14 protein-coding genes are annotated in these 22269 nt (G+C 72.7%); 9 read left to right on the top strand and 5 right to left on the bottom strand.

Annotation, left to right across the window (positions count from 1 at the left end):
• The first annotated feature begins 175 nt into the window (after positions 1–175).
• The 3 genes from AB0411_RS20030 (at position 176) to AB0411_RS20020 (ending at position 6130) form a co-directional block, all read left to right on the top strand.
• Positions 176–379, top strand: a complete 204-nt coding sequence (locus tag AB0411_RS20030) for a hypothetical protein (protein WP_006602857.1) — start codon at positions 176–178, stop codon at positions 377–379.
• A gap of 300 nt (positions 380–679) precedes the next feature.
• Positions 680–4399, top strand: a complete 3720-nt coding sequence (locus AB0411_RS20025; RefSeq protein WP_366418621.1) for an AAA family ATPase — start codon at positions 680–682, stop codon at positions 4397–4399.
• A gap of 312 nt (positions 4400–4711) precedes the next feature.
• Positions 4712–6130: a sugar porter family MFS transporter gene (locus AB0411_RS20020; RefSeq protein ID WP_366418620.1), complete on the top strand. Its 1419-nt coding sequence runs from the start codon at positions 4712–4714 to the stop codon at positions 6128–6130.
• A gap of 172 nt (positions 6131–6302) precedes the next feature.
• On the opposite strand, the gene AB0411_RS20015 is transcribed toward AB0411_RS20020, so the two are convergent.
• A complete protein-coding gene (locus tag AB0411_RS20015) occupies positions 6303–7394 on the bottom strand; it encodes an LLM class flavin-dependent oxidoreductase (RefSeq protein ID WP_366418619.1) in 1092 nt (363 codons plus the stop codon).
• 94 nt (positions 7395–7488) lie between these two features.
• Positions 7489–8970, bottom strand: coding sequence for a purine-cytosine permease family protein (locus AB0411_RS20010; RefSeq protein WP_366418618.1), 1482 nt, complete (start codon positions 8968–8970; stop codon positions 7489–7491).
• Positions 8971–9296: 326 nt separating this feature from the next.
• Here AB0411_RS20010 and ftsY point away from each other — a divergent pair, with 326 nt between their 5' ends.
• Positions 9297–10526, top strand: coding sequence for a signal recognition particle-docking protein FtsY (ftsY, locus tag AB0411_RS20005; RefSeq protein ID WP_366418617.1), 1230 nt, complete (start codon positions 9297–9299; stop codon positions 10524–10526).
• Positions 10527–10665: 139 nt separating this feature from the next.
• Here ftsY and AB0411_RS20000 read toward each other — a convergent pair whose 3' ends face one another.
• A complete protein-coding gene (locus AB0411_RS20000) occupies positions 10666–11334 on the bottom strand; it encodes a bifunctional DNA primase/polymerase (RefSeq protein ID WP_366418616.1) in 669 nt (222 codons plus the stop codon).
• Between the two features lie 478 nt (positions 11335–11812).
• Between AB0411_RS20000 and nsdA the strand changes: the two genes are divergently transcribed.
• The 5 genes from nsdA to ffh all read left to right on the top strand — a co-directional run bounded on the left by nsdA (position 11813) and on the right by ffh (position 19685).
• The gene (gene nsdA, locus AB0411_RS19995; protein WP_437042662.1) at positions 11813–13285 is read left to right on the top strand and encodes a transcriptional repressor NsdA; all 1473 of its coding nucleotides are present in this window, start codon (positions 11813–11815) and stop codon (positions 13283–13285) included.
• Between the two features lie 370 nt (positions 13286–13655).
• Positions 13656–14996 carry an ammonium transporter gene (locus AB0411_RS19990; protein WP_366418615.1) on the top strand — a complete coding sequence of 447 codons (1341 nt, stop codon included), beginning with the start codon at positions 13656–13658 and terminating at the stop codon, positions 14994–14996.
• A complete protein-coding gene (locus tag AB0411_RS19985; protein WP_366418614.1) occupies positions 14993–15331 on the top strand; it encodes a P-II family nitrogen regulator in 339 nt (112 codons plus the stop codon). Before AB0411_RS19990 ends, AB0411_RS19985 begins: the two co-directional genes overlap by 4 nt.
• A 208-nt stretch (positions 15332–15539) precedes the next feature.
• Positions 15540–18032, top strand: a complete 2493-nt coding sequence (locus tag AB0411_RS19980) for a [protein-PII] uridylyltransferase (protein WP_366418727.1) — start codon at positions 15540–15542, stop codon at positions 18030–18032.
• 96 nt (positions 18033–18128) lie between these two features.
• Complete coding sequence (gene ffh / locus AB0411_RS19975) at positions 18129–19685, top strand: signal recognition particle protein (protein WP_366418613.1); 1557 nt, start codon at positions 18129–18131, stop codon at positions 19683–19685.
• 197 nt (positions 19686–19882) lie between these two features.
• Here the strand turns inward: ffh and AB0411_RS19970 are convergent, their stop codons facing one another.
• Together AB0411_RS19970 and AB0411_RS19965 are read right to left on the bottom strand one after the other, a co-directional pair.
• Positions 19883–20863 carry a phosphotriesterase family protein gene (locus tag AB0411_RS19970; protein ID WP_366418612.1) on the bottom strand — a complete coding sequence of 327 codons (981 nt, stop codon included), beginning with the start codon at positions 20861–20863 and terminating at the stop codon, positions 19883–19885.
• Between the two features lie 131 nt (positions 20864–20994).
• Positions 20995–21861, bottom strand: coding sequence for a methyltransferase domain-containing protein (locus AB0411_RS19965; protein ID WP_366418611.1), 867 nt, complete (start codon positions 21859–21861; stop codon positions 20995–20997).
• Between the last annotated feature and the right edge of the window lie 408 nt (positions 21862–22269).

Below are 22269 nucleotides of genomic sequence, written 5' to 3'. Positions count from 1 at the left end.
GAGGATACGGGGTGTGATCGTGTTGACCGTCAAACCGTTTGGTGAGACTCTGGAATCCCCGCGCACCTTAGCTGTTTGGCATTGAGTACACCAGAGAATGACAAGCACCGCGGGTGCGAATCCCTCACGACCCACACCGCTTCGGTCGGTCACTCATTGTGGAGGACCATCCATCATGGCAAAGGCGCTTCTCGGTTACGTCGGCGGCTCCGACCCCCGAGTCCTCTCCGAGATGCGACGGCTTCAGCAGCGCGTCCAAGACCTTGAATCCGAACTTATTCGGATGCAGGCCGAAAACGACATGCTGTCGGCTGCCGCACGTCGCGACGACTCGATGCTCGACATCGACGTACCCCAGGCGGAGCCCGCGCTCACCTGACCCCGACCTCAGGGCCGGTAGAGCTGCTCGCCAGCCGCTTGAGGCACCGCTCTCTTCAAGATCTGCAAGGGACGCTTCGGCGTCCCTTCGTCGTTTCCGGCTTATTCGCTCTCCGGCCTTTTCGGACCATACGGCCACTTCAGCCGTGCCGCCCCTCCCTTACCGCATGATGTGCCCTGCGCTTTCGGCAATGAAACCGAAAATGAACGGCGCGGTATACCCGGGGCCCGTACGGGGCGGGAGAGCGGCGCCGGAATGTTGGGGTCGTCCCCCGAGGGGCGGCCGGTAGAGTCCAACGGCGTGCATCTCAAGAGTCTGACCCTGCGAGGTTTCAAGTCCTTCGCCTCCGCCACGACGCTCCGGTTCGAGCCGGGCATCACCTGCGTCGTGGGCCCGAACGGCTCCGGCAAGTCCAACGTGGTGGACGCGCTGTCCTGGGTCATGGGCGAGCAGGGAGCCAAGTCGCTGCGCGGCGGCAAGATGGAGGACGTCATCTTCGCCGGGACGACCGGGCGGCCGCCGCTCGGCCGGGCCGAGGTCTCGCTCACCATCGACAACTCCGACGGTGCCCTGCCGATCGAGTACGCCGAAGTCACCCTCACCCGGATCATGTTCCGCAACGGCGGCAGCGAGTACCAGATCAACGGCGACACCTGCCGGCTGCTGGACATCCAGGAACTGCTCTCCGATTCCGGTATCGGCCGGGAGATGCACGTCATCGTCGGGCAGGGCCAGCTCGACTCCGTACTGCACGCCGACCCGATGGGCCGCCGGGCCTTCATCGAGGAGGCGGCCGGCGTCCTCAAGCACCGCAAGCGCAAGGAGAAGGCGCTGCGGAAGCTGGACGCGATGAAGGCCAACCTCGCCCGCGTCCAGGATCTGACCGATGAGCTGCGGCGCCAGCTCAAGCCGCTGGGGCGGCAGGCCGCGGTCGCCCGGCGCGCCGCCGTCATCCAGGCGGACCTGCGCGACGCCCGGCTGCGGCTGCTCGCCGACGACCTCGTCACCCTGCGCCGGGCGCTGCAGGCCGAGATCGCGGACGAGGCGGCGCTGAAGGAACGCAAGGAGGCCGCCGGGGCCCGGCTGCGCACCGCACAGCAGCAGGAGGCGGCGCTGGAGGAGGAGGTGCGCACCCTGACGCCGCGGGTGCAGCGCGCCCAGCAGACCTGGCACGAGCTCACCCAGCTCGCCGAGCGGGTGCGCGGCACGATCTCGCTGGCCGAGGCGCGGGTCAAGAGCGCCTCGGCGGCCCCGCCGGAGGAGCGGCACGGGCGCGACCCCGAGGACATGGAGCGCGAGGCCGCCCGGATCCGCGAGCAGGAGGCGGAGTTGACGGCGGCGCTGGAGGCGGCGAGCCGGGCGCTGGAGGACACCGTCGAACACCGTGCCGGACTGGAGCGGCAGTTGGCGGACGAGGAGCGGCGGCTGCGGGACGTGGCCCGGGCCATCGCCGACCGCCGGGAGGGCCTGGCCCGGTTGAGCGGACAGGTGACCGCCGCCCGCGGCCGGGCCGCCTCGGCACAGGCGGAGATCGGCCGGCTGGCCGAGGCGAGGGACGACGCCCGGCGCCGGGCGGTCACCGCCCAGGAGGAGTACGAGCAGCTCAGGGCCGAGGTCGACGGGCTCGACGCGGACGACGAGGAGATCGCCGAGCGGCACGAGGCGGCCCGCAGCGAGCTGGCGGAGGCCGAGTCCGCGCTGTCCGCCGCGCGCGAGGCGCTGACCACGGCCGAGCGGGAGCGGGCCGCGACCGCTGCCCGGCACGACGCGCTGGCGCTCGGGCTGCGCCGCAAGGACGGCACCGGCGCGCTGCTGGCCGCCGCGGACCGGCTCACCGGCCTGCTCGGTCCGGCGGCGGAACTGCTGACCGTCACCCCCGGTTTCGAGATCCCGGTGGCGGCCGCCCTCGGCGTGGCCGCGGACGCCCTGGCCGTCACCGGGCCGGGCACCGCCGCCGAGGCCATCCGGCTGCTGCGCACCCAGGACGCGGGGCGGGCGGCGATGGTGCTGGGAGGAAGCGGGAGCCGGACGGCGGCGGGGCGGGTGCCTGCGCCCGCGCGGGCGGTGGAGACCGGGGAGACGGTGGGGGCCGGGGAGGTCCCCGGGGAATCCGAGGCCGCTGCGGCCGCCGTTCGGGTGCCGCAGGGGAGGGCGGCCGTGGCACCGGGGGCCGCCGAGCCCGTCGGGCACCGGGTTCCCGGACCCCGGTCCGGGCCCGTACCGGCGGAGGAAGTGGTCGGGGGATCCGCGGAGTTGACGGCCGCCGTGTCCCGGCTGCTGCGGGACGTCGTGGTGGTCGGGACGCTGGAGGACGCCGAGGAACTGGTGGCGGCACGGCCGGAGCTGACCGCGGTCACCGGTGACGGCGATCTGCTCGGGACGCACTTCGCGCACGGCGGCTCCGCCGGTGCGCCCAGCCTGCTGGAGGTGCAGGCGTCCGTCGACGAGGCCGCCGCGGAGCTGGAGGAACTGGCGGCGCGCTGCGAGAAGCTGGCGCAGGAGCAGCAGGCCGCGGCCGGGCGGCGTACGGAGTGTGCCGCGCTGGTCGAGGAGCTGGCCGAGCGGCGGCGGGCGGCGGACCGGGAGAAGTCCAAGGTCGCCGGCGACCTGGGGCGGCTCGGCGGGCAGGCGCGGGCGGCCGCGGGGGAGGCCGAGCGGTCGGACGCGGCGGCGGCCAGGGCCGAGGAGGCGCTGGCGCGGGCCACCGAGGAGGCCGAGGAACTGGCCGAGCGCCTTGCGGTCGCCGAGGAGGAGCCCGGCGCCGACGACGAGGAGCCCGACACATCCGTACGGGACCGGCTGGCCGCCGACGGTGCCAATGCGCGGCAGACCGAGATGGAGGCCCGGCTCCAGGCGCGGACGCACGAGGAGCGGGTGAAGGCGCTCGCCGGGCGGGCGGACGCGCTGGACCGGGGGGCGCGCGCCGAACGCGAGGCGCGGGTGCGGGCCGAGCGGCGGCGGGCGCGGCTGCGGCACGAGGCGGCGGTGGCCGGGGCGGTCGCCGCCGGGGCCCGGCAGCTGCTGGCGCATGTCGAGGTGTCGGCGGTACGGGCCGAGGAGGAGCGGGGCGCGGCGGAGCGGGCCAAGGCCGAGCGGGAACAGGCGCTGGTGACCGAGCGCAATCAGGCCCGGGACCTGAAGTCCGAACTGGACAAGCTGACGGACTCGATGCACCGCGGCGAGGTGCTGGGCGCGGAGAAGCGGCTGCGGATCGAGCAACTGGAGACCAAGGCGCTGGAGGAGCTGGGGGTGGAGCCTGCCGGGCTGATGTCCGAGTACGGCCCCGAACAGCTCGTCCCGCCGTCGCCGGCCGCCGACGGCGAGGTGCTCCCCGAGGACCCGGAGCACCCGCGCAACCAGCCGGTGCCCTATGTCCGGGCCGAGCAGGAGAAACGGCTCAGGGCGGCCGAGCGGGCGTACCAGCAGCTCGGGAAGGTGAATCCGCTGGCGCTGGAGGAATTCGCCGCGCTGGAGGAACGGCACCAGTTCCTGAGCGAGCAGCTTGAAGACTTGAAGAAGACCCGTGCCGACCTGATGCAGGTGGTCAAGGAGGTCGACGAGCGGGTGGAGCAGGTCTTCACCGAGGCGTACCACGACACCGCACGCGAGTTCGAGGGCGTCTTCGCGCGACTCTTCCCGGGCGGCGAGGGGCGGCTGGTGCTGACCGACCCGGACGACATGCTGGCGACCGGCGTGGACGTGGAGGCGCGGCCTCCGGGGAAGAAGGTCAAGCGGCTGTCGCTGCTGTCGGGCGGCGAGCGGTCGCTGACCGCGGTGGCGCTGCTGGTGTCGATCTTCAAGGCGCGGCCCAGTCCGTTCTATGTGATGGACGAGGTGGAGGCCGCGCTGGACGACACCAATCTGCAGCGGCTGATCCGGATCATGGAAGAACTCCAGGAGAGCTCCCAGCTGATCGTGATCACCCATCAGAAGCGGACGATGGAGGTCGCCGACGCCCTTTACGGGGTATCGATGCAGGGCGACGGCGTATCCAAGGTCATCAGCCAGCGGCTGCACTGACGGCGGACGCGGCAGGCGCGCAAGCGGCACGACCGCAGGGTGGTTTCGACCGGAATGGGTGGTTCTGGCGGCCACCCTGACGCCCTTGGCGATCGCCCGGAGTATCCGACAGTGCATCAGTTCAGAACTTGAACGAAAGGGTCCTGGGTCGGCCGAGAAACAATTTCATTCCGGCCTATTGACTTCGAAACTTGAAGGCATAGTCTCTGCAACGTTGCTTTTACCTTCAAGTGGTGGGTACCCCCAACCTATGCACCACTTGTAGGGCCAGCCCCCTAACCCGGCAGCGCAGCCGGGCCACTGGAGTTCACGTTGACCAGCACCGCGCAGCCGACGGGCTCGGAAGGCCGTAAGGCCCACCCCGACCATCTCGGCCATGTCATCTTCATCACCGCGGCTGCCGCGATGGGCGGCTTCCTCTTCGGTTACGACAGTGCCGTCATCAACGGCGCCGTCGAGGCGATCCGCAGCCGCTACGACGTCGGATCCGCAGTCCTCGCCCAGGTGATCGCCGTCGCGCTGATCGGCTGCGCCGTCGGGGCGGCCACCGCGGGCCGGATCGCGGACCGCATCGGCCGCATCCGCGTGATGCAGATCGCCTCGGTGCTGTTCGTCGCCAGCGCCATCGGCTCCGCCCTGCCGTTCGCCCTGTGGGACCTCGCCCTGTGGCGGATCGTCGGCGGTTTCGCGATCGGTATGGCCTCGGTCATCGGCCCGGCCTACATCGCCGAGGTCTCGCCGTCCGCCTACCGGGGCCGCCTCGGCTCGTTCCAGCAGGCCGCGATCGTCGTCGGCATCGCGATCTCCCAGCTCGTCAACTACGGCATCCTCAACCTCGCCCACGGCAACCAGCGCGGTGTCGTCGCCGGCCTGGAGGCCTGGCAGTGGATGCTCGGCGTGATGGTCGTCCCGGCCGCCCTGTACGGCCTGCTCTCCTTCGCGATCCCCGAGTCGCCGCGCTACCTGATCTCCGTCGGCAAGATCTCCCGTGCCCAGGAGGTGCTCGCCGAGGTCGAGGGCAAGACCGTGGACCTCGACAAGCGCGTCACCGAGATCCAGGACGCCATGCGCCGTGAGGAGAAGCCGAAGTTCAAGGACCTGCTCGGCAGCAGGTTCGGCTTCCTGCCGATCGTCTGGGTCGGTATCGGTCTGTCGGTCTTCCAGCAGCTGGTCGGCATCAACGTCGCCTTCTACTACTCCTCGGCGCTGTGGCAGTCCGTCGGCATCGACCCGAGCAGCTCGTTCTTCTACAGCTTCACGACGTCGATCATCAACATCATCGGCACCGTGGTCGCGATGGTCTTCGTCGACAAGATCGGCCGTCGCCCGCTGGCGCTCATCGGCTCGGCCGGTATGGCCCTCGCCCTCGCGGCGGAGGCCTGGGCGTTCGCCTCCAAGACCGCGGCCGGCACCCTGCCCGCCACCGAGGGCACCGTGGCACTGATCGCCGCCCACGTCTTCGTGCTCTTCTTCGCCCTCTCCTGGGGCGTCGTGGTCTGGGTCTTCCTCGGCGAGATGTTCCCGAACAAGATCCGCGCCGCCGCGCTCGGCGTCGCCGCCTCGGCGCAGTGGATCGCCAACTGGGCCATCACGGCCAGCTTCCCGAGCCTGTCCGACTGGAACCTCTCGGGTACGTACGTCATCTACGCGGTCTTCGCCCTGCTCTCGATCCCCTTCGTGCTCAAGTTCGTGAAGGAGACCAAGGGCAAGGCGTTGGAGGAGATGGGCTAACCCCCCGCCAGTCCTTCTCCTCAGTACTGGGTACTGCCCCGGGTCAACAGGGACCCCGGGCAGTACCCGTTTTTTGTGCCCGGGACGACGGGGCGTCTCGGGCGTCGCCGCTGTCCTGGGCCCGTACCCGGTTCGTCTTCTCCCCGGAGGCTGATCCGCCGCCCCCGCCCGTTCAGCCCTCCAGGCGGGGCAGCACCCGCTCGGCGAAGAGGTGCAGCGAGCGCCAGCCTTCGTCGACGGGCATCCCCCCGCACAGCGGATGCAGGATCAGCGCGCCGTGCCCGCCGTGCCCGCCGTTCTCCCGGGCGAGCCGGAGGCATTCGTCCGGGGTGACGATGCGGTAGACGCCCTCCGCGCGCAGCGCCGCCACGTCCTGGGCGGTCGAGCGCACCGCGGAGCGGGTGCCGGCGGACTGCCAGGAGGCGTACATCCGGGCCTCGTGCAGCAGATGGCCGCCGTACGCGGCCCAGGTGCGGTCGGGGTCCTCGGAGAGGTGGAGGAGCGAGGTCCGCTCGGGCGGCTGCATCACCCAGCCCTCGGTGCCGAAGACGGCGCGCTGCTGGTGGTAGTAGGCCTCCAGCTCGGGGAGGTGGGCGCTGGGGAAGAGGGGGAGCCCCAGGCGGGCCGCGCGCCGGGCCGCGGCGCGTGAGCTGCCGCCGATCAGCAGCAGCGGGTGCGGCCGGGTGCAGGGGCGCGGGGTGACCTGGACCGTGCGTCCCCGGTAGGTGAAGGGTTCGCCGGTCCAGGCGGACAGCAGGGTCTCCAGCACCTCGTCCTGGAGCGCGCCGCGGCCCCGCCAGTCCTTGCCGTGCGCCGCGTACTCCTCGGGCCGGTAGCCGAGGCCGGCGACGGTGACCAGCCGTCCGCCGCTGAGGAGGTCGAGCGAGGCGAGGTCCTCGGCCAGCCGGAGCGGGTCGTGCAGCGGGGTGATCAGTGCGGAGACGGTGACGCCGATCCGGCGGGTGGCACCGAAGACCGCGCCGGCGAAGGTGAGCGGGGAGGGCATCCAGCCGTTGGTGGTGGCGTGGTGCTCCTCGGTCTGGACCATGGTGAGGCCGCGGTCGTCGGCGAACGCGGCCATCTCGACGGCGGCCCGGTAGCGCGCGGACTGCGTGGCGGGCGTGGGTGCGGGATCGACGAGGTTGATGCGCAGGACCGACAGGCAGCCGGCCGGAGCGGCGGGGCCCTCCTCGGGCCGGGGGCTCCGGGAGGGCCGCGTGGCGGTGAGGTGGCCGGGTGACGGGTGGGCGGGCAGGGCAGACATGGCAAACGTCCCCTTCGCCAAGGCGGTTGGCGAAGGGGACGTTAGCTGACGTTGCGTCAGTTCACTAGGGGCCGGCCGGCGGGGCCGGGCCGGGTCAGGCCGCCGCGACGGACTCCCGGGCCTCGGCCGCCTCGCCGTCGCCGGCCGCCGGGACGGACTCCCTGGGCGCCGGCAGGACGGCGAAGGCGATCGCGGCGATCGCGATCGTGGCCGCCCAGCCCAGGCCGTTCTCGCCGATCCAGGTGGTGGCCAGCGGGCCGGTGAACCACTGGACCTTGGTGAAGCACAGGCCCGCGCCGAGCGCGACCGCCCAGGCCGTCATGGCCTGCCAGCAGAAGCCGCCGGTGTACCAGTAACGGCTGGTGCGGCCGGTGTTCATCAGGCTGTCGGCGTCGTAGCGCACCGCCAGCTTGCGCCGCCGGGCCATGTCGACGCCGTAGACGCCGATCCAGGCGGAGAAGGAGACCGCGAGCAGCGTCAGGAAGGCGATGAACTGGCCGATGAAGTCCTTCGCCACCAGCATCATGAACAGGCCGCCGACCAGGCTGATGACGGCGTTGATGCTGACCGCGAGGGCACGCGGCAGCTTGACGCCCATGGTCTGGGCGGTGAAGCCCGCGGAGTACATCGACAGGCTGTTGATCAGCACCATGCCGACCAGCGCGGTGACCAGGTACGGGACCGCGAGCCAGGACGGCAGGATGGTGCCGAGGAACGACATCGGGTCGGTGTTCTGGCCGGCCAGCTTCGGGTTGGAGACGGCCATCACGCCGCCCATCAGCACCATCGGCAGCAGGACCAGGGCCGCGCCGGACACGGTGGTGCCGACGATCTTCTTGCCGGACGCGGAGTGCGGGAGGTAGCGCGCGAAGTCGGGGCCCGTCGGCACCCAGCTGATGCCGCCGGCCGCGATGGTGCCGATGCCCGCGATCACCATGGCGGTGGTGCCGGCCTTCTTGGCGAAGATGGCGTCCCAGTCCATCGTGGCGACCAGGTAGACCAGCACCATGATGCTGAACAGGCCGAACAGGTACGTCGAGTACTTGTTGCAGACGTTGAGCGCCTTGCGGCCCAGACCGCTGACCAGGTAGGTGACGGCCACGAACGCGAGCAGGGTGACCACGACGAGGACGTTGTTGCTCTCGATGCCCAGCAGCAGATGCAGCACGGTCAGCACCGCGTACGCGCCGGTGACCGCGTTGATCGTTTCCCAGCCGAAGCGGGCGACCCACAGGATCGCGCCGGGGAAGTAGTTGCCGCGGACGCCGAAGGCCGCCCGGGAGAGCATCGCGCCGGGCGCGCCGCCCCATTTTCCGGAGACCGACAGCACGCCCACCATGCCGAAGGCGACGGCCGCGGCGATCGCGGCCACCAGCAGGACCTGCCAGAAGTTCAGCCCGTTGTTGACCACGAGCGAGGCGCCCATGGTGAGCAACAACACGCTGATGTTGGCGGCGACCCAGGTCGGGAAGAGCTCGCGGACCCGGCCGTGGCGTTCGTGGTCGGGAACGGGCTCGATGCCGCGGGTCTCGACGGCGCCGTCGGTCTCGGGCGGGGAAGCAGACGTGGTGCCCATGGTGCAGGTATCTCCGTGCGGGGATCTGGAGGCACCCCCTGGGGAGAGGAGGTGCAGGCAGCGGCTGTGGTGCCTGGCCGGCATTTTGGCTGCCAGGACTCTACGCGCGTTGCGCGGCCCCGACCATCGTACTTTGATCCAACTTATGGCGATGTGCACCGTTGGACCCCACGACGAGTACGAGTGTCACCCAGGTTCGTCGAAGGGTCCAGCCGGGCCCCTGCGACCGGGCCGGCCGCGGCCCGGCGCTCGATCCGGGCCGCCCCTCGTCCAGGTTCGGCGCGTGCGGTCCCCACGGGCGGGGCGTGGCTGATACTGGAGGGGTTATGGAAACCGTCATCCTTGCCGTAGTCATCGCCGTGGTCGTGCTCGGCGCGATCAGCGGGCTCGTCGTCAGCGGACGCAAGAAGAAGCAGCTGCCGCCGCCCCCGCCGGCTGCCCCTGATACCTCCGTCACCGCGCCGCCTGCCGAACCGCATGTCGGGGAGGAGGCCGAGACCCCTCGCGACGAAGAGCGTCGCACCATCGAAGAAGTCACGCTGCCCACCGCCGAGGCCCCCGTGGCCGAGGCGCCGGCCGCGGAGCCCGAGGCGCCCGCCGCGCCCGAGATCGAGGTTCCCGAGCCCACCGCCGGACGCCTGGTCCGGCTGCGCGCCCGGCTCTCCCGCTCCCAGAACGCCCTGGGCAAGGGCCTGCTGACCCTGCTGTCCCGCGAACACCTCGACGAGGACACCTGGGAGGAGATCGAGGACACCCTGCTGACCGCCGACGTCGGCGTCGCCCCCACCCAGGAACTCGTCGAGCGGCTGCGCGAGCGGGTCAAGGTCCTCGGCACCCGTACCCCCGACGACCTGCGCGCCCTGCTGCGCGAGGAGCTTCTCGCCCTCATCGGCACGGACGCCGACCGTACCGTGCACACCGCCAACGGCATCGGCAACGGCGGCGACGAGATCCCCGGTGTCGTCATGGTCGTCGGCGTCAACGGCACCGGCAAGACCACCACCACCGGCAAGCTCGCCCGGGTCCTGGTCGCCGACGGCAAGTCCGTGGTCCTAGGCGCCGCCGACACCTTCCGCGCCGCCGCCGCCGACCAGCTGCAGACGTGGGGCGAGCGGGTCGGTGCCCGTACGGTCCGCGGCCCCGAGGGCGGCGACCCCGCCTCGATCGCCTTCGACGCGGTCAAGGAAGGCATCGCCGAGTCCGCCGACGTCGTGCTGATCGACACCGCGGGCCGGCTGCACACCAAGACCGGCCTGATGGACGAGCTCGGCAAGGTGAAGCGGGTCGTCGAGAAGCACGGACCGGTCGGCGAGGTGCTGCTCGTCCTCGACGCCACCACCGGCCAGAACGGCCTGGTCCAGGCCCGGGTGTTCGCCGAGGTCGTGGACATCACCGGTGTGGTGCTCACCAAGCTCGACGGCACCGCCAAGGGCGGCATCATCATCGCCGTCCAGCGGGAACTCGGCGTCCCCGTCAAGCTCGTCGGCCTGGGCGAGGGCGCGGACGACCTGGCGCCGTTCGAGCCGGAGGCCTTCGTCGACGCCCTGATCGACTGACGCCGCGGCCAGGGCATCGCGCCCGGACCGTCATCGGCCCCCGACCCGCACACGGCGGGTACCGGGGGCCGACGTCATGGCCCCGGCCGCCGGGGTCCCGCGAGCGCCCGCGCGCCGTACGGGCGGGAGCCGCCGGGCATCACGCCGCCGCGCGGTGGCACACATACGCCAGGGTGCCCACCACCAGCCGGGCCTGCGGTGGCCGGTCCGTGGTGGCCGGCGTCGGCGGGCGCAGCCAGCGCACCGGGCCGTGGCCGCCGAGGTCGGAGGGGGGCGCGGTGATGTGGTCGCCGGGGCCCAGGGAGCGCAGGTCGAGCGCGGCGTCGTCCCAGCCCATCCGGTAGAGCAGGTCGGGGAGTTCCTTGGCCGCGCCGGGGGCGACGAAGAACAGCGCGCGGCCGGTCGGGGTCACCGCGGTCGGGCCGAGCGGCAGCCCCATCCGCTCCAGGCGCCCCAGGGCGTTGCGGCCCGCGGCCTCCGGCACGTCGAGGATGTCGAACGACCGGCCCACCGGGAGCAGGAGCGCGGCGCCCGGCGTCTCCGCCCAGGCCGCCGCGGCCGTCTCCCAGGTGGCCCCGGCCGTCAGCTCGGCGGCGAAGGCCAGCGGATGGGCGCCGGGGGAGGGGCAGTCGGCGTCGCCGCACGAGCAGTGGGTACGGCCGCTGCCCGCCCGCACCGCGCGGGCGCCCGGGACGACGTCCCAGCCCCACAGGCCGGTGTACTCCGCCACCGCCGTGATGTCGGTCGAGCGGGCGCGGCGCCGGGAGCTGGAACGGATCTCTCGGATGCCGCCGATCGTGAAGCCCATGCCCCCTCCAACGGGTGGTGCGTGCCAGTGGTTACGAGTCGGCGGGTTGACGACATGCTGCCCTTCACGCTCCGTCGCCGGCCCGCGCTGCCGGTGGTGTGACGTCGTGTGCCGGGTGGTGCGCTGCGGCTCGCGAGCCCTTCCGTGCTTCGCTCCGCCCGGCCGTGCTCGACCTGTGTCAAGTCAATCGCGAGACCCTGTCGGGGAGTTCATACGAAGGGGTGGCGAATGGTGGCGTTTCCGCAATCGCCCTCGCGTGAGGCGTGATCGTAGGATTACTTTCGGTGCACGAACCCCGAAGAGGCATCGTTCGCACGGGTATGCCGGTGGCAACGCACCGGTGTGCACAGGCCAAAAGGTGTGGCCGGAATCCGTGGTCGGGTAGATGTACCCCGGACAGGCGTCGCAACAGGCGCCGGGCCGTGGGCGGTTCGCAGTACGCACCAGGCATCAGGACAGGTATCGGGAGGGGCTTCCAGTGGGCGGCAACGGCGGCAGTGGCGGCACCGACGCCGCCAAACAACCCAACGCACAACTGGGTTCGTGGTTCATGCGCAGCGGCTGGTCCAAGGGGGAGCTGGCGCGACAGGTCAACCGCCGGGCCCGCCAGATGGGCGCGCACCACATCAGCACCGACACCTCCCGGGTGCGCCGCTGGCTCGACGGCGAGCAGCCGCGCGAGCCCATCCCGCGGATCCTGTCCGAGCTGTTCTCCGAGCGCTTCGGCTGCGTGGTCGGCATCGAGGAGCTGGGGCTGCGCTCCGCCCACCAGTCCCCGTCCGTCTCCGGTGTGGACCTGCCCTGGGCCGGGGCCCAGACCGTCAGCCTCATCAGCGAGTTCTCGCGCAGCGACCTGATGCTGGCGCGCCGCGGCTTCCTCGGCACCTCGCTCGCCCTCGCCGCGGGCCCCAGCCTCATCGAGCCGATGCAGCGCTGGCTGGTGCCGGTGCCCGCGGGCCAGGGCGGCGCGGCGGAGCCCGACCGCGCCCGGCGCCCGGCGCGGCTGTCCAAGCCGGAGCTGGACCTCCTGGAGTCGACGACCGCGATGTTCCGCCAGTGGGACGCCCAGTGCGGCGGCGGGCTGCGGCGCAAGGCGGTGGTCGGCCAGCTTCACGAGGTCACCGACCTCCTCCAGGAGCCGCAGCCGGAGGCGGTGTCCAAGCGGCTGTTCAAGGTCGCCGCCGAACTCGCCGAACTCGCCGGCTGGATGAGCTACGACATCGGGCTGCAGCCCACCGCGCAGAAGTACTTCGTGCTGGCCCTGCACGCCTCCAAGGAGGCCGGCGACCGGCCCCTGGGCTCGTACATCCTCTCCAGCATGAGCCGGCAGATGATCCACCTCGGCCGGCCCGACGACGCACTGGAGCTGATCCACCTCGCCCAGTACGGCAGCCGCGAGACGGCCACCCCCCGCACCCAGGCCATGTTGTATGCGATGGAGGCCCGCGCCTACGCCGGCATGGGCCAGCCCAGCAAGGTCAAGCGGGCCGTCCGGATGGCCGAGGACACCTTCTCCGACGCGCTGCCCGGCGAGCCCGAGCCGGACTGGATCCGCTTCTTCTCCGAGGCCGAGCTGAACGCCGAGAACGCCCACTCCTACCGCGACCTCGCCTATGTCGCCGGGCGCAGCCCCACCTACGCCTCGCTGGCCGCGCCCGTCATGGAACGCGCCGTGGAGCTGTTCGGCCAGGACCCCGAGCACCAGCGCTCGTACGCCCTCAACCTGATCGGGATGGCCACCGTGCACCTCCTGCAGAAGGAACCGGAGGCCTGCGCGGCGATGGCGCAGCAGGCGATCCCGTTCGCCCGGCAGGTCCGCTCGGAGCGGGTCAACACCCGGCTGCGCAAGACCGTGGACACCGCGGCGCGGGAATTCGGCGGTGTTGCCGACGTGATCCGGCTCAGCGACGAGCTCACCCGCCAGCTCCCCGAATCAGCGGCGGCCGTCTGACGGCACGCCCCTTCGACTCCGGCCGCGGCCGCCGCCCCGTACAGCCCGACTCGGCTCCCCCATGCCAGGTCACGCGGGCGGCAGCCGCGGTCGGGCTGTGGTGTGCGCACCCCTTTGCGCCCGAACCGGCGCCGCTCTCGCGTCAGTGGCTGGGCCCCGCAGGGGTTGCTCCATCGGTGGTTTCGGTGGGTTGAACGGGTGAGGGCGGGCTGATCTGGGAGTTCACCGTGGCGTAACACGAGAGGCGTCTTCGTCACTGGGGGGAAACACCCGCAAGGTTTGGCCGAAACCACGCTGCGACAACCTCATCGCGAAGTCGGCCCACCAGAAACACGCCCGCACGGGCCGCATCGACGACGAGGAGACGCCGATGCCCCCAGGCATCCTGACGCTTGCCGCAGACAAGGTGACACTCAGCCCCGCCAACACGGGGTTCATGCTGATCTGCTCCGCACTGGTGATGATCATGACCCCCGGCCTCGCCTTCTTCTACGGCGGCATGGTCCGGGTGAAGAGCGTGCTGAACATGCTGATGATGAGCTTCATCAGCCTGGGCATCGTCACGATCCTGTGGGTCCTGTACGGCTTCGGGCTCGCGTTCGGCACCGACAGCGGCGGCTTCATCGGCTGGAACGGCAACTTCGCCGGCCTCAGCGGCATCGGCCTGACCGAGCTGTGGGGCACCAGCACCATCCCGGTCTATGTGTTCGCGGTCTTCCAGCTGATGTTCGCGGTGATCACGCCCGCGCTGATCAGCGGTGCGCTCGCCGACCGGGTGAAGTTCACCGCCTGGGCGCTCTTCATCGCCCTGTGGGTCACCCTCGTGTACTTCCCCGTCGCCCACTGGGTCTGGGGCGAGGGCGGCTGGCTCTTCGAGCTCAAGGTCATCGACTTCGCCGGCGGCACCGCCGTGCACATCAACGCCGGCGCGGCGGCGCTCGGCGTGCTCCTCGTCGTCGGCAAGCGCATCGGCTTCAAGAAGGACCCGATGCGCCCGCACAGCCTGCCCCTGGTGATGCTCGGCGCCGGACTGCTGTGGTTCGGCTGGTTCGGCTTCAACGCCGGCTCCTGGCTCGGCAACGACGACGGCATCGGCGCGGTCGCCTTCGTCAACACCCAGGTCGCCACCGCCGCCGCGATGCTCGGCTGGCTGGCGTACGAAAAGCTCCGGCACGGCTCGTTCACCACGCTCGGCGCGGCCTCCGGCGCGGTCGCCGGACTCGTCGCGATCACCCCGGCCTGCGGCGCGGTCAGTCCGCTGGGCGCCATCGCGGTCGGCGCCATCGCCGGTGTGCTGTGCGCCATGGCGGTCAACCTCAAGTACAAGTTCGGCTACGACGACTCCCTCGACGTCATCGGCGTCCACCTCGTCGGCGGTGTCGTCGGCTCCCTGCTCATCGGGCTGTTCGCCACCGGCGGGGTGCAGAGCAAGGCCAAGGGCCTGTTCTACGGCGGCGGCTTCGAACAGCTCGGCCGGCAGGCCGTCGGCGTGGTCTGCGTCCTGCTCTACTCGCTGGTCGTCTCCTACGTCCTTGCCAAGGCCATCGACCTGGTGATGGGCTTCCGGGTCGGCGAGGACGAGGAGGTCGCCGGCATCGACCAGGCCGCACACGCGGAGACCGCGTACGACTTCACCGGCGCGGGCGGCGGCACGGTCGGCCGCAGGGGACCGGCACTCGGCGAGGCCCAGACGAAGAAGGTGGAAGCGTGAAGCTCATCACGGCAGTAATCAAGCCGCACCGGCTGGACGAGGTGAAGGACGCCCTGCAGGCCTTCGGGGTGCACGGCCTGACGCTCACCGAGGCCAGCGGCTACGGCAGGCAGCGCGGCCACACGGAGGTGTACCGGGGCGCCGAGTACACCGTGGACCTGGTGCCGAAGATCCGCATCGAGGTGCTGGTCGAGGACGCCGACGCGGAGGAGCTGATGGACGTCGTCGTCAAGGCGGCCCGCACCGGCAAGATCGGCGACGGGAAGGTCTGGGCCGTCCCCGTCGACGACGCCGTACGGGTGCGGACCGGGGAGCGGGGACCGGACGCACTGTGACTCCGCCGCCGCCCCGGCGCGGCTCCGGCACCAGCGCGGCATCCGCCGCCGGGGCCGGAGCGCCCGGGCGGCGGATGGCCGCCCGCCCCGCGGCGGCCCAGACTGAGGGTGCACGGCGGCATCCGGGGAAGACGACGGGGGACCACACGACCGAGGAGCGCGCGCGGTGACCGAGAGCGTCGAGGAAACGGCAGGGCCGGACCACGCGGTGCGCCCGGCGGACGAGCCCGCCCCGGAGGGCGGCTACCCCGCGGCCCGGCTGCGGCTCCTCCAGGACGAGGCGGCCATCGGGCCCGACCGCCGCGCCGCCCTCGCCCGGATGACCGACGACTGGCTGGCCGGGCTGCTGAACCGCCACGCCACCGCCGCAGGACTGTCCGGGACCGCGCTGGTCGCCGTCGGCGGCTACGGTCGCGGCGAACTCTCCCCGCGCAGCGACCTCGACCTCCTCCTGCTGCACGACGGCCGCGCCGACGCCGGCGCCCTCGCCGCGCTCGCCGACCACCTCTGGTACCCCGTCTGGGACCTCGGCCTGGCCCTCGACCACTCCGTACGCACCCCCGCCGAGGCCCGCAGGACGGCCCGCGACGACCTGAAGGTGCAGCTGGGCCTCCTCGACGCCCGCCACCTGGCCGGCGACGCGGACCTGACCGCCGCACTGCGCACCGCCGCCTACGCCGACTGGCGCGAGAGCGCCCCCAAGCGGCTCCCGGAGCTCCACGACCTGTGCCAGGAGCGCGCCGAGCGGCAGGGCGAGCTCCAGTACCTGCTCGAACCCGACCTCAAGGAGGCCAGGGGCGGGCTGCGGGACGCCACCGCACTGCGGGCGGTCGCCGCCTCCTGGCTCGCCGACGCCCCGCGCGGCGGCCTGGAAGCCGCCCGCACCCGGCTGCTGGACACCCGCGACGCGCTCCACCTGACCACCGGCCGGGCCACCGACCGGCTCTCCCTCCAGGAGCAGGACCAGGTCGCCGGCGCCCTCGGCATGCTGGACGCCGACGCCCTGCTGCGGCAGACCTACGAATCCGCCCGCACCATCTCCTACGCGGCCGACGTGACCTGGCGCGAGGTCGGCCGGGTGCTGCGCGCCCGCTCCGTCAAGCCCATGCTGCGCGGCCTGCTGCACGGCCGGACCGCGGGCAAGGGCGAGCGCTCACCGCTCGCCGAGGGCGTCGTCGAACTCGACGGCGAGGCGGTGCTGGCCCGTACCGCGCGCCCCGAGCGGGACCCGGTGCTGGTGCTGCGCGCCGCGGCCGCCGCCGCCCAGGCCGGACTGCCGCTGGCCACCCACTCGATCCGCCGCTGCGCCACCGCTGCCCGGCCGCTGCCCGTGCCCTGGCCCGCCGAGGCCCGCGAGCAGCTGGTGACGCTGCTGGGCGCGGGCACCCACACCGTGCCCGTATGGGAGGCCCTGGAGGCCGAGGGCATCATCACGCGGCTGCTGCCCGACTGGGAGCGTGTCCGCTGCCGCCCCCAGCGCAACCCCGTCCACACCTGGACGGTGGACCGCCACCTCGTCGAGACCGCCGTACGGGCCAGTGCGCTCACCCGCCGGGTGCACCGCCCCGACCTGCTGCTGATCGCCGCCCTGCTGCACGACATCGGCAAGGGCTGGCCCGGTGACCACTCGGCGGCGGGCGAGACCATCGCCCGCGACGTGGCGGCCCGGCTCGGCTTCGACGCCCGCGACACCGCGGTGATCGCCACCCTCGTACGGCACCACCTGCTGCTCATCGAGACCGCCACCCGGCGCGATCTGGACGACCCGGCGACCGTCGGCGTGGTCGCCGAGGCGGTCGGCGGCACCGGCACCCTGGAGCTGCTGCACGCCCTGACCGAGGCCGACGCCCTGGCCACCGGGCCCGCCGCCTGGAGCGCCTGGCGCGGCGGACTCGTCGCCGACCTGGTCAAGCGGGTCGCCGCGCACCTCGCGGGGGAGCCGGGGACGGAGGCGCGCGAGGCCGACGAGCCGACCGCGGAGCAGGAGCGGCTGGCGGCCGAGGCCCGGCGCACCGGCGGCCCGGTCCTGGCGCTGCACACCCGCTCCGAACCCCCCGCCGACCCCGGGGACGGTGACGGGGCGCCCGCCCGGGAACCGGTCGGCGTGGAACTGCTGATCGCCGTCCCCGCCCACCGGGCGCCCGGCCGCCGCCCCGCGACGGCCCCGGCGGGCACCCCGGGCGTCCTGCCCGCGGCCGCGGGTGTGCTGGCCCTGCACCGGCTCACCGTCCGCGCCGCCGACCTGCTGCTGCTCGACCCCGCCGACGACGGCCCGGTCCTGCTGCTGCGCTGGCGGGTGGCCGCCGAATACGGCTCGCTGCCGCGCGCCGACCGGCTGCGCGCCGACCTGGTCCGTGCCCTGGAGGGCTCCCTCGACATCCCCGCCCGTCTCGCCGAGCGCGAACGCGCCTACGCCCGCCGCGCACGTGCCGTGCTCGCCCCGCCGCCGCGGGTCACCGTGGTCACCGGCAGCTCCCGCACCGCGACCGTCATCGAGGTCCGGGCGCAGGACGCCCACGGCCTGCTGCACCGCATCGGCCGCGCCCTGGACACGGCGGGCGTCGCCGTCCGCAGTGCCCACATCAGCACGCTGGGCGCCAACGCGGTGGACGCGTTCTACGTCACCGGCGCGGACGGGGAGCCGCTGGCCGACGACGCGGCCCACGAGGTGGCGAAGGCCGTGGAGCGGGCCCTGCAGTAGCGGCCGGCGAGCAGGGCGGGACCGGTTCGCTTGCGCAGCCGGATACCCTGGAACCCGACTGGACCCCGCCCCCGACCCCGAGGATCGACGACCGCCGTGTTCGATACGCTTTCCGACCGCTTGGCGAGTACTTTCAAAAACCTCCGGGGCAAGGGCCGCCTGAGCGAGGCGGACATCGATGCCACGGCACGCGAGATCCGTATCGCGCTGCTCGAGGCCGATGTCGCCCTCCCCGTCGTCCGCGCCTTCATCAAGCAGGTCAAGGAGCGCGCCACCGGCTCCGAGGTCTCCCAGGCGCTGAACCCGGCCCAGCAGGTCATCAAGATCGTCAACGAGGAGCTCATCGGCATCCTCGGCGGCGAGACCCGCCGGCTGCGGTTCGCCAAGACGCCCCCGACCGTGATCATGCTGGCCGGTCTGCAGGGTGCGGGCAAGACCACCCTCGCCGGAAAGCTCGGCCGCTGGCTCAAGGCGCAGGGCCACGCCCCGCTGCTGGTCGCCTGTGACCTCCAGCGCCCCAACGCCGTCAACCAGCTGCAGGTCGTCTCGGAGCGCGCCGAGGTCGCCTTCTACGGCCCCCAGCCGGGCAACGGCGTCGGCGACCCGGTCCAGGTGGCCAAGGACTCCATCGAGTACGCGCGGACCAAGCAGCACGACGTCGTCATCGTCGACACCGCCGGCCGCCTGGGCATCGACCAGGAGCTGATGCAGCAGGCCGCGGACATCCGCGACGCGGTCAGCCCGGACGAGGTCCTCTTCGTCGTCGACTCGATGATCGGTCAGGACGCGGTCAACACCGCCGAGGCGTTCCGCGACGGCGTCGGCTTCGACGGCGTGGTGCTCTCCAAGCTCGACGGCGACGCCCGCGGTGGTGCCGCGCTGTCCATCGCGCACGTCACCGGCAAGCAGATCATGTTCGCCTCCAACGGCGAGAAGCTGGACGACTTCGACGCGTTCCACCCGGACCGCATGGCGTCCCGCATCCTCGGCATGGGCGACATGCTCAGCCTGATCGAGAAGGCCGAGCAGACCTTCAGCCAGGCCGAGGCCGAGAAGATGGCGGCCAAGCTGGCGAAGGGCCCCAAGGAGTTCACCCTCGACGACTTCCTGGCCCAGATGGAGCAGGTCCGCAAGATGGGCTCCATCTCCAAGCTGCTCGGCATGCTGCCCGGCATGGGGCAGATGAAGGACCAGATCAACAACCTCGACGAGCGCGAGGTCGACCGCACGGCCGCCATCATCAAGTCGATGACCCCGGCCGAGCGCCAGGAGCCGACGATCATCAACGGCTCGCGCCGGGCCCGCATCGCCAAGGGTTCCGGTGTCGACGTCAGCGCGGTCAAGGGCCTCGTGGAGCGGTTCTTCGACGCCCGCAAGATGATGTCCAAGATGGCCCAGGGCGGTGGCATGCCCGGGATGCCCGGCATGCCGGGGATGCCGGGCATGGGTGGCGGGGCCCGCAAGAAGAAGCAGGTCAAGCAGGCCAAGGGCAAGCGCAAGAGCGGTAACCCGATGAAGCGCAAGGCCGAAGAGGAGGCCGCGGCGGCGCGCCGCGAGGCCGCCCAGTCCGGCAACCCGCTGGGCCTGCCGCAGGGCGGCCAGGACCCGCAGAACTTCGAACTCCCCGAGGAGTTCAAGAAGTTCATGGGCTGAGCCCACGGCTTCGCTCGCGAGCCTCCGACCGCCACCGGGCGGGCGGAGGCTCGTCGCCGTTCCCAGCACCCCGCGACGGGCCGCCCCCACGGGCCGTCACACCCCGTCGACTCCGGCGGCCCCGCCCGTCGGGCCGGACGTCACCTCGACCGTGCCGGGGGCGAGCGCCAGGGGGAAGGCCCGCGGCAGCCGCACGCTCACCGGGCGGCACCGTTCCCGCCGCCCCCTTCCGGCGGCCCGTCGTCCGCCCCGTCCTGCCCGGTGAGGAACCGCAGCGGGTTGCGCCGCGTCAGCCGGTCGATCATCTCCTCGTCCACCCCGGCCGCCCGCAGCCGCGGCAGGAACGACCGGAACAGGTGCCCGTAGCCCATCCCGCCCTCGCTGACCAGGTAGCCGTGGCGGGAGACGTCGCAGCTGAGCAGCACCCGGTCGGCGTACCCGGACTCCAGGAGCGCCAGCAGCAGCCGCAGCCGCACCCGGTCGCTCCGGTAGCTCTCCTTGCCGACGGTGTCGAACGCGATGAACGCACCGGCCGCCGCCAGCTCCCGGTGCACCGCCGGATCGTCCAGCAGGTCCTGGTGCCCGATGCTGACGCGGTCCGGCGGCAGCCCGGCCGCCGTCAGCAGCTCCAGCTGGGCGAGGCCGCCGCGGCCGAACTGGGCATGGGTGGCAACCGACAGGCCGGTCGCGGTGGCGGCGAGCGCCGCCGCGGTCAGCGTCCGCGCCTCCGGCTCGCTCGGCAGATCGCCGTGGCTGCCGACCTCGCCGATCACCCCGGGCCGGATCCCGGAGCCGCCGCAGCCCCGCTCGATCTCCCCGACCAGGGTCCGGGCCAGCCGCTCCGCGCTGGTGCGGCTCAGCTCCGCGGGGTGGAACGGCTCGTAGTACCAGCCGGTCGCCGCGACCACCGCGACCCCCGAATCCGCGGCGATCCGGGCCATGGCGGCCACATCGCGCCCCATGCCCCGGCAGGTGAGTTCGATGAGCAGCCGCAGGCCGAACTCGGCGCGCAGCGACGCCAGTTCCTCGGTGATCGCGGCCCGGTGCCCGGGGGTCAGGGTCGCGGCGCTGTCGGCGCCGCGGGTCAGGTCGAGCGCCAGATGCTCATGCGCGAGCACCGGTCCGCGCACGGCGGAAGCGGGCAGCGGGCCCGAGACGGTCTGCAGCGAAGCGTTCATCAGTGCCTTCCCGGCCGCCCGGCGCGACCGCACCCCCGTCCGGGAGCGAGCCCGTCAGGGGATGAGGGGGGCGGACGAAGACTGCCGGCCCCCTGCCGGAAGCCCGCTCCGCACACCGCGGCCGTCCCGCGCTACCTCGTCCGCGCGATCAGATAGCGGAAGACGTTCGGCATCCACACCGTCCCGTCCGCCCGCTGATGCGGATGCAGCGCCTCCGCCAGCTCCTTCTCCACCTCGCGCTGCTCGGCGGCCTCCAGCGCCGGGTCGAACAGCCCCGTCGACAGCAGCCCCCGCACCGCGCTCGCCAGATCCGCGTAGCCGAACGGGCAGGCCACCCGGCCCGAACCGTCGGGCCGCAGCCCGGCCCGCTCCGCCAGCTCCTCCAGGTCGTCCCGGCTGCTGGGCCACCAGCCGGCGGAGCCGACGCCGTAGTCGCCCGGCGGATCGGTCAGCCGCCGCGCGACCCGCAGCACCCCGGCCGTGGCGCACCGCTCCACCGGGCCCCAGCCGCCCAGCACCACCGCACTGCCGCGCTCCGCCAGCCCGGCCGCCGCGGTCAGTGACGCCGTCAGCCCCTCGACGGTGCTCACACAGCCCACCGGGTGGAACGCCGTGATCACATTGAAGGCGGCGCCCTCGGGCACCGCGTCCTCCAGGCCGCCGCTGACCAGCCGGGTGTGCTCCGGCATGCCGTCCGGCGTGAGCCGCTCGCGCGCCAGCTCCAGCCGGGACTCGTCCGCGTCCGCCCCGCTGACCTGCGCGCCGCGGGCCGCCGCCAGCAGCAGCGCCAGCCCGGAGCCGCAGCCCAGCCCCAGCAGGCGGGTGGCGGGACCGATGCCCAGGCGGTCGTACGCGGCTTCGTAGAGCGGCACCAGCATCCGCTCCTGGATCTCGGCCCAGTCACGGGTGCGCGCCCGTGCCCCGGCCCACGCGGGCGGGTCGTCGCAGCGCATGGATCCGGAGTGCGGAAGCTGGTGCCGCACGAGCGTCGGTGACATCGATAGCGCCCCTATTCGCCGAGAACCCGAAGCTGTTCCGTACCGATCGCCCCCGTGTTCGCGCGTTGTGCGCCCCCGCGAACCAGACAACTGCGCATTCGTCCGGGCGTCCAGGGGGTGCGCCGGGATTGGCTCCCGCGCGCCCCCGCGTGCGCCGGGCCCGCTCCCTGGAGCGCCGTTCCAGGGTGACCCGGCCGGCGCCGATCCGCCACGGCAGCGCCCGCCACCGGGGTCCCGGGGGCCGTCCGGACGCCCGTGCCCGCCGGCGCCTACGGTGGGGTGGCGAGCCGGTGCCGCCGGGCCCGGGTGCCTGCCCGTACCATCGCCGCGGTGATCGTTTCCCCGGTATGCGACCGGCTACGCCATGCGGCGTACGCGGGGATACGTACCGGCTTGAGGGCTGCTGGG

The sequence above is a fragment of the Streptomyces angustmyceticus genome, from assembly GCF_040701845.1.
GTDB lineage: Bacteria > Actinomycetota > Actinomycetes > Streptomycetales > Streptomycetaceae > Streptomyces > Streptomyces angustmyceticus_A.
Note: the sequence above shows the minus strand (reverse complement) of the source record. Positions and strands in the feature narration are given on the sequence as shown.

Excerpts from the sequence above, each read along its gene's own strand:
- AB0411_RS20030 (WP_006602857.1), top strand. The coding sequence starts at position 176 with ATGGCAAAGGCGCTTCTCGGTTACGTCGGCGGCTCCGACCCCCGAGTC.
- AB0411_RS20015 (WP_366418619.1), bottom strand. The coding sequence starts at position 7,394 with ATGTCTGCCCTGCCCGCCCACCCGTCACCCGGCCACCTCACCGCCACG.
- AB0411_RS20010 (WP_366418618.1), bottom strand. The coding sequence starts at position 8,970 with ATGGGCACCACGTCTGCTTCCCCGCCCGAGACCGACGGCGCCGTCGAG.
- ftsY (WP_366418617.1), top strand. The coding sequence starts at position 9,297 with ATGGAAACCGTCATCCTTGCCGTAGTCATCGCCGTGGTCGTGCTCGGC.
- AB0411_RS20000 (WP_366418616.1), bottom strand. The coding sequence starts at position 11,334 with ATGGGCTTCACGATCGGCGGCATCCGAGAGATCCGTTCCAGCTCCCGG.
- AB0411_RS19990 (WP_366418615.1), top strand. The coding sequence starts at position 13,656 with ATGCCCCCAGGCATCCTGACGCTTGCCGCAGACAAGGTGACACTCAGC.
- AB0411_RS19970 (WP_366418612.1), bottom strand. The coding sequence starts at position 20,863 with ATGAACGCTTCGCTGCAGACCGTCTCGGGCCCGCTGCCCGCTTCCGCC.
- AB0411_RS19965 (WP_366418611.1), bottom strand. The coding sequence starts at position 21,861 with ATGTCACCGACGCTCGTGCGGCACCAGCTTCCGCACTCCGGATCCATG.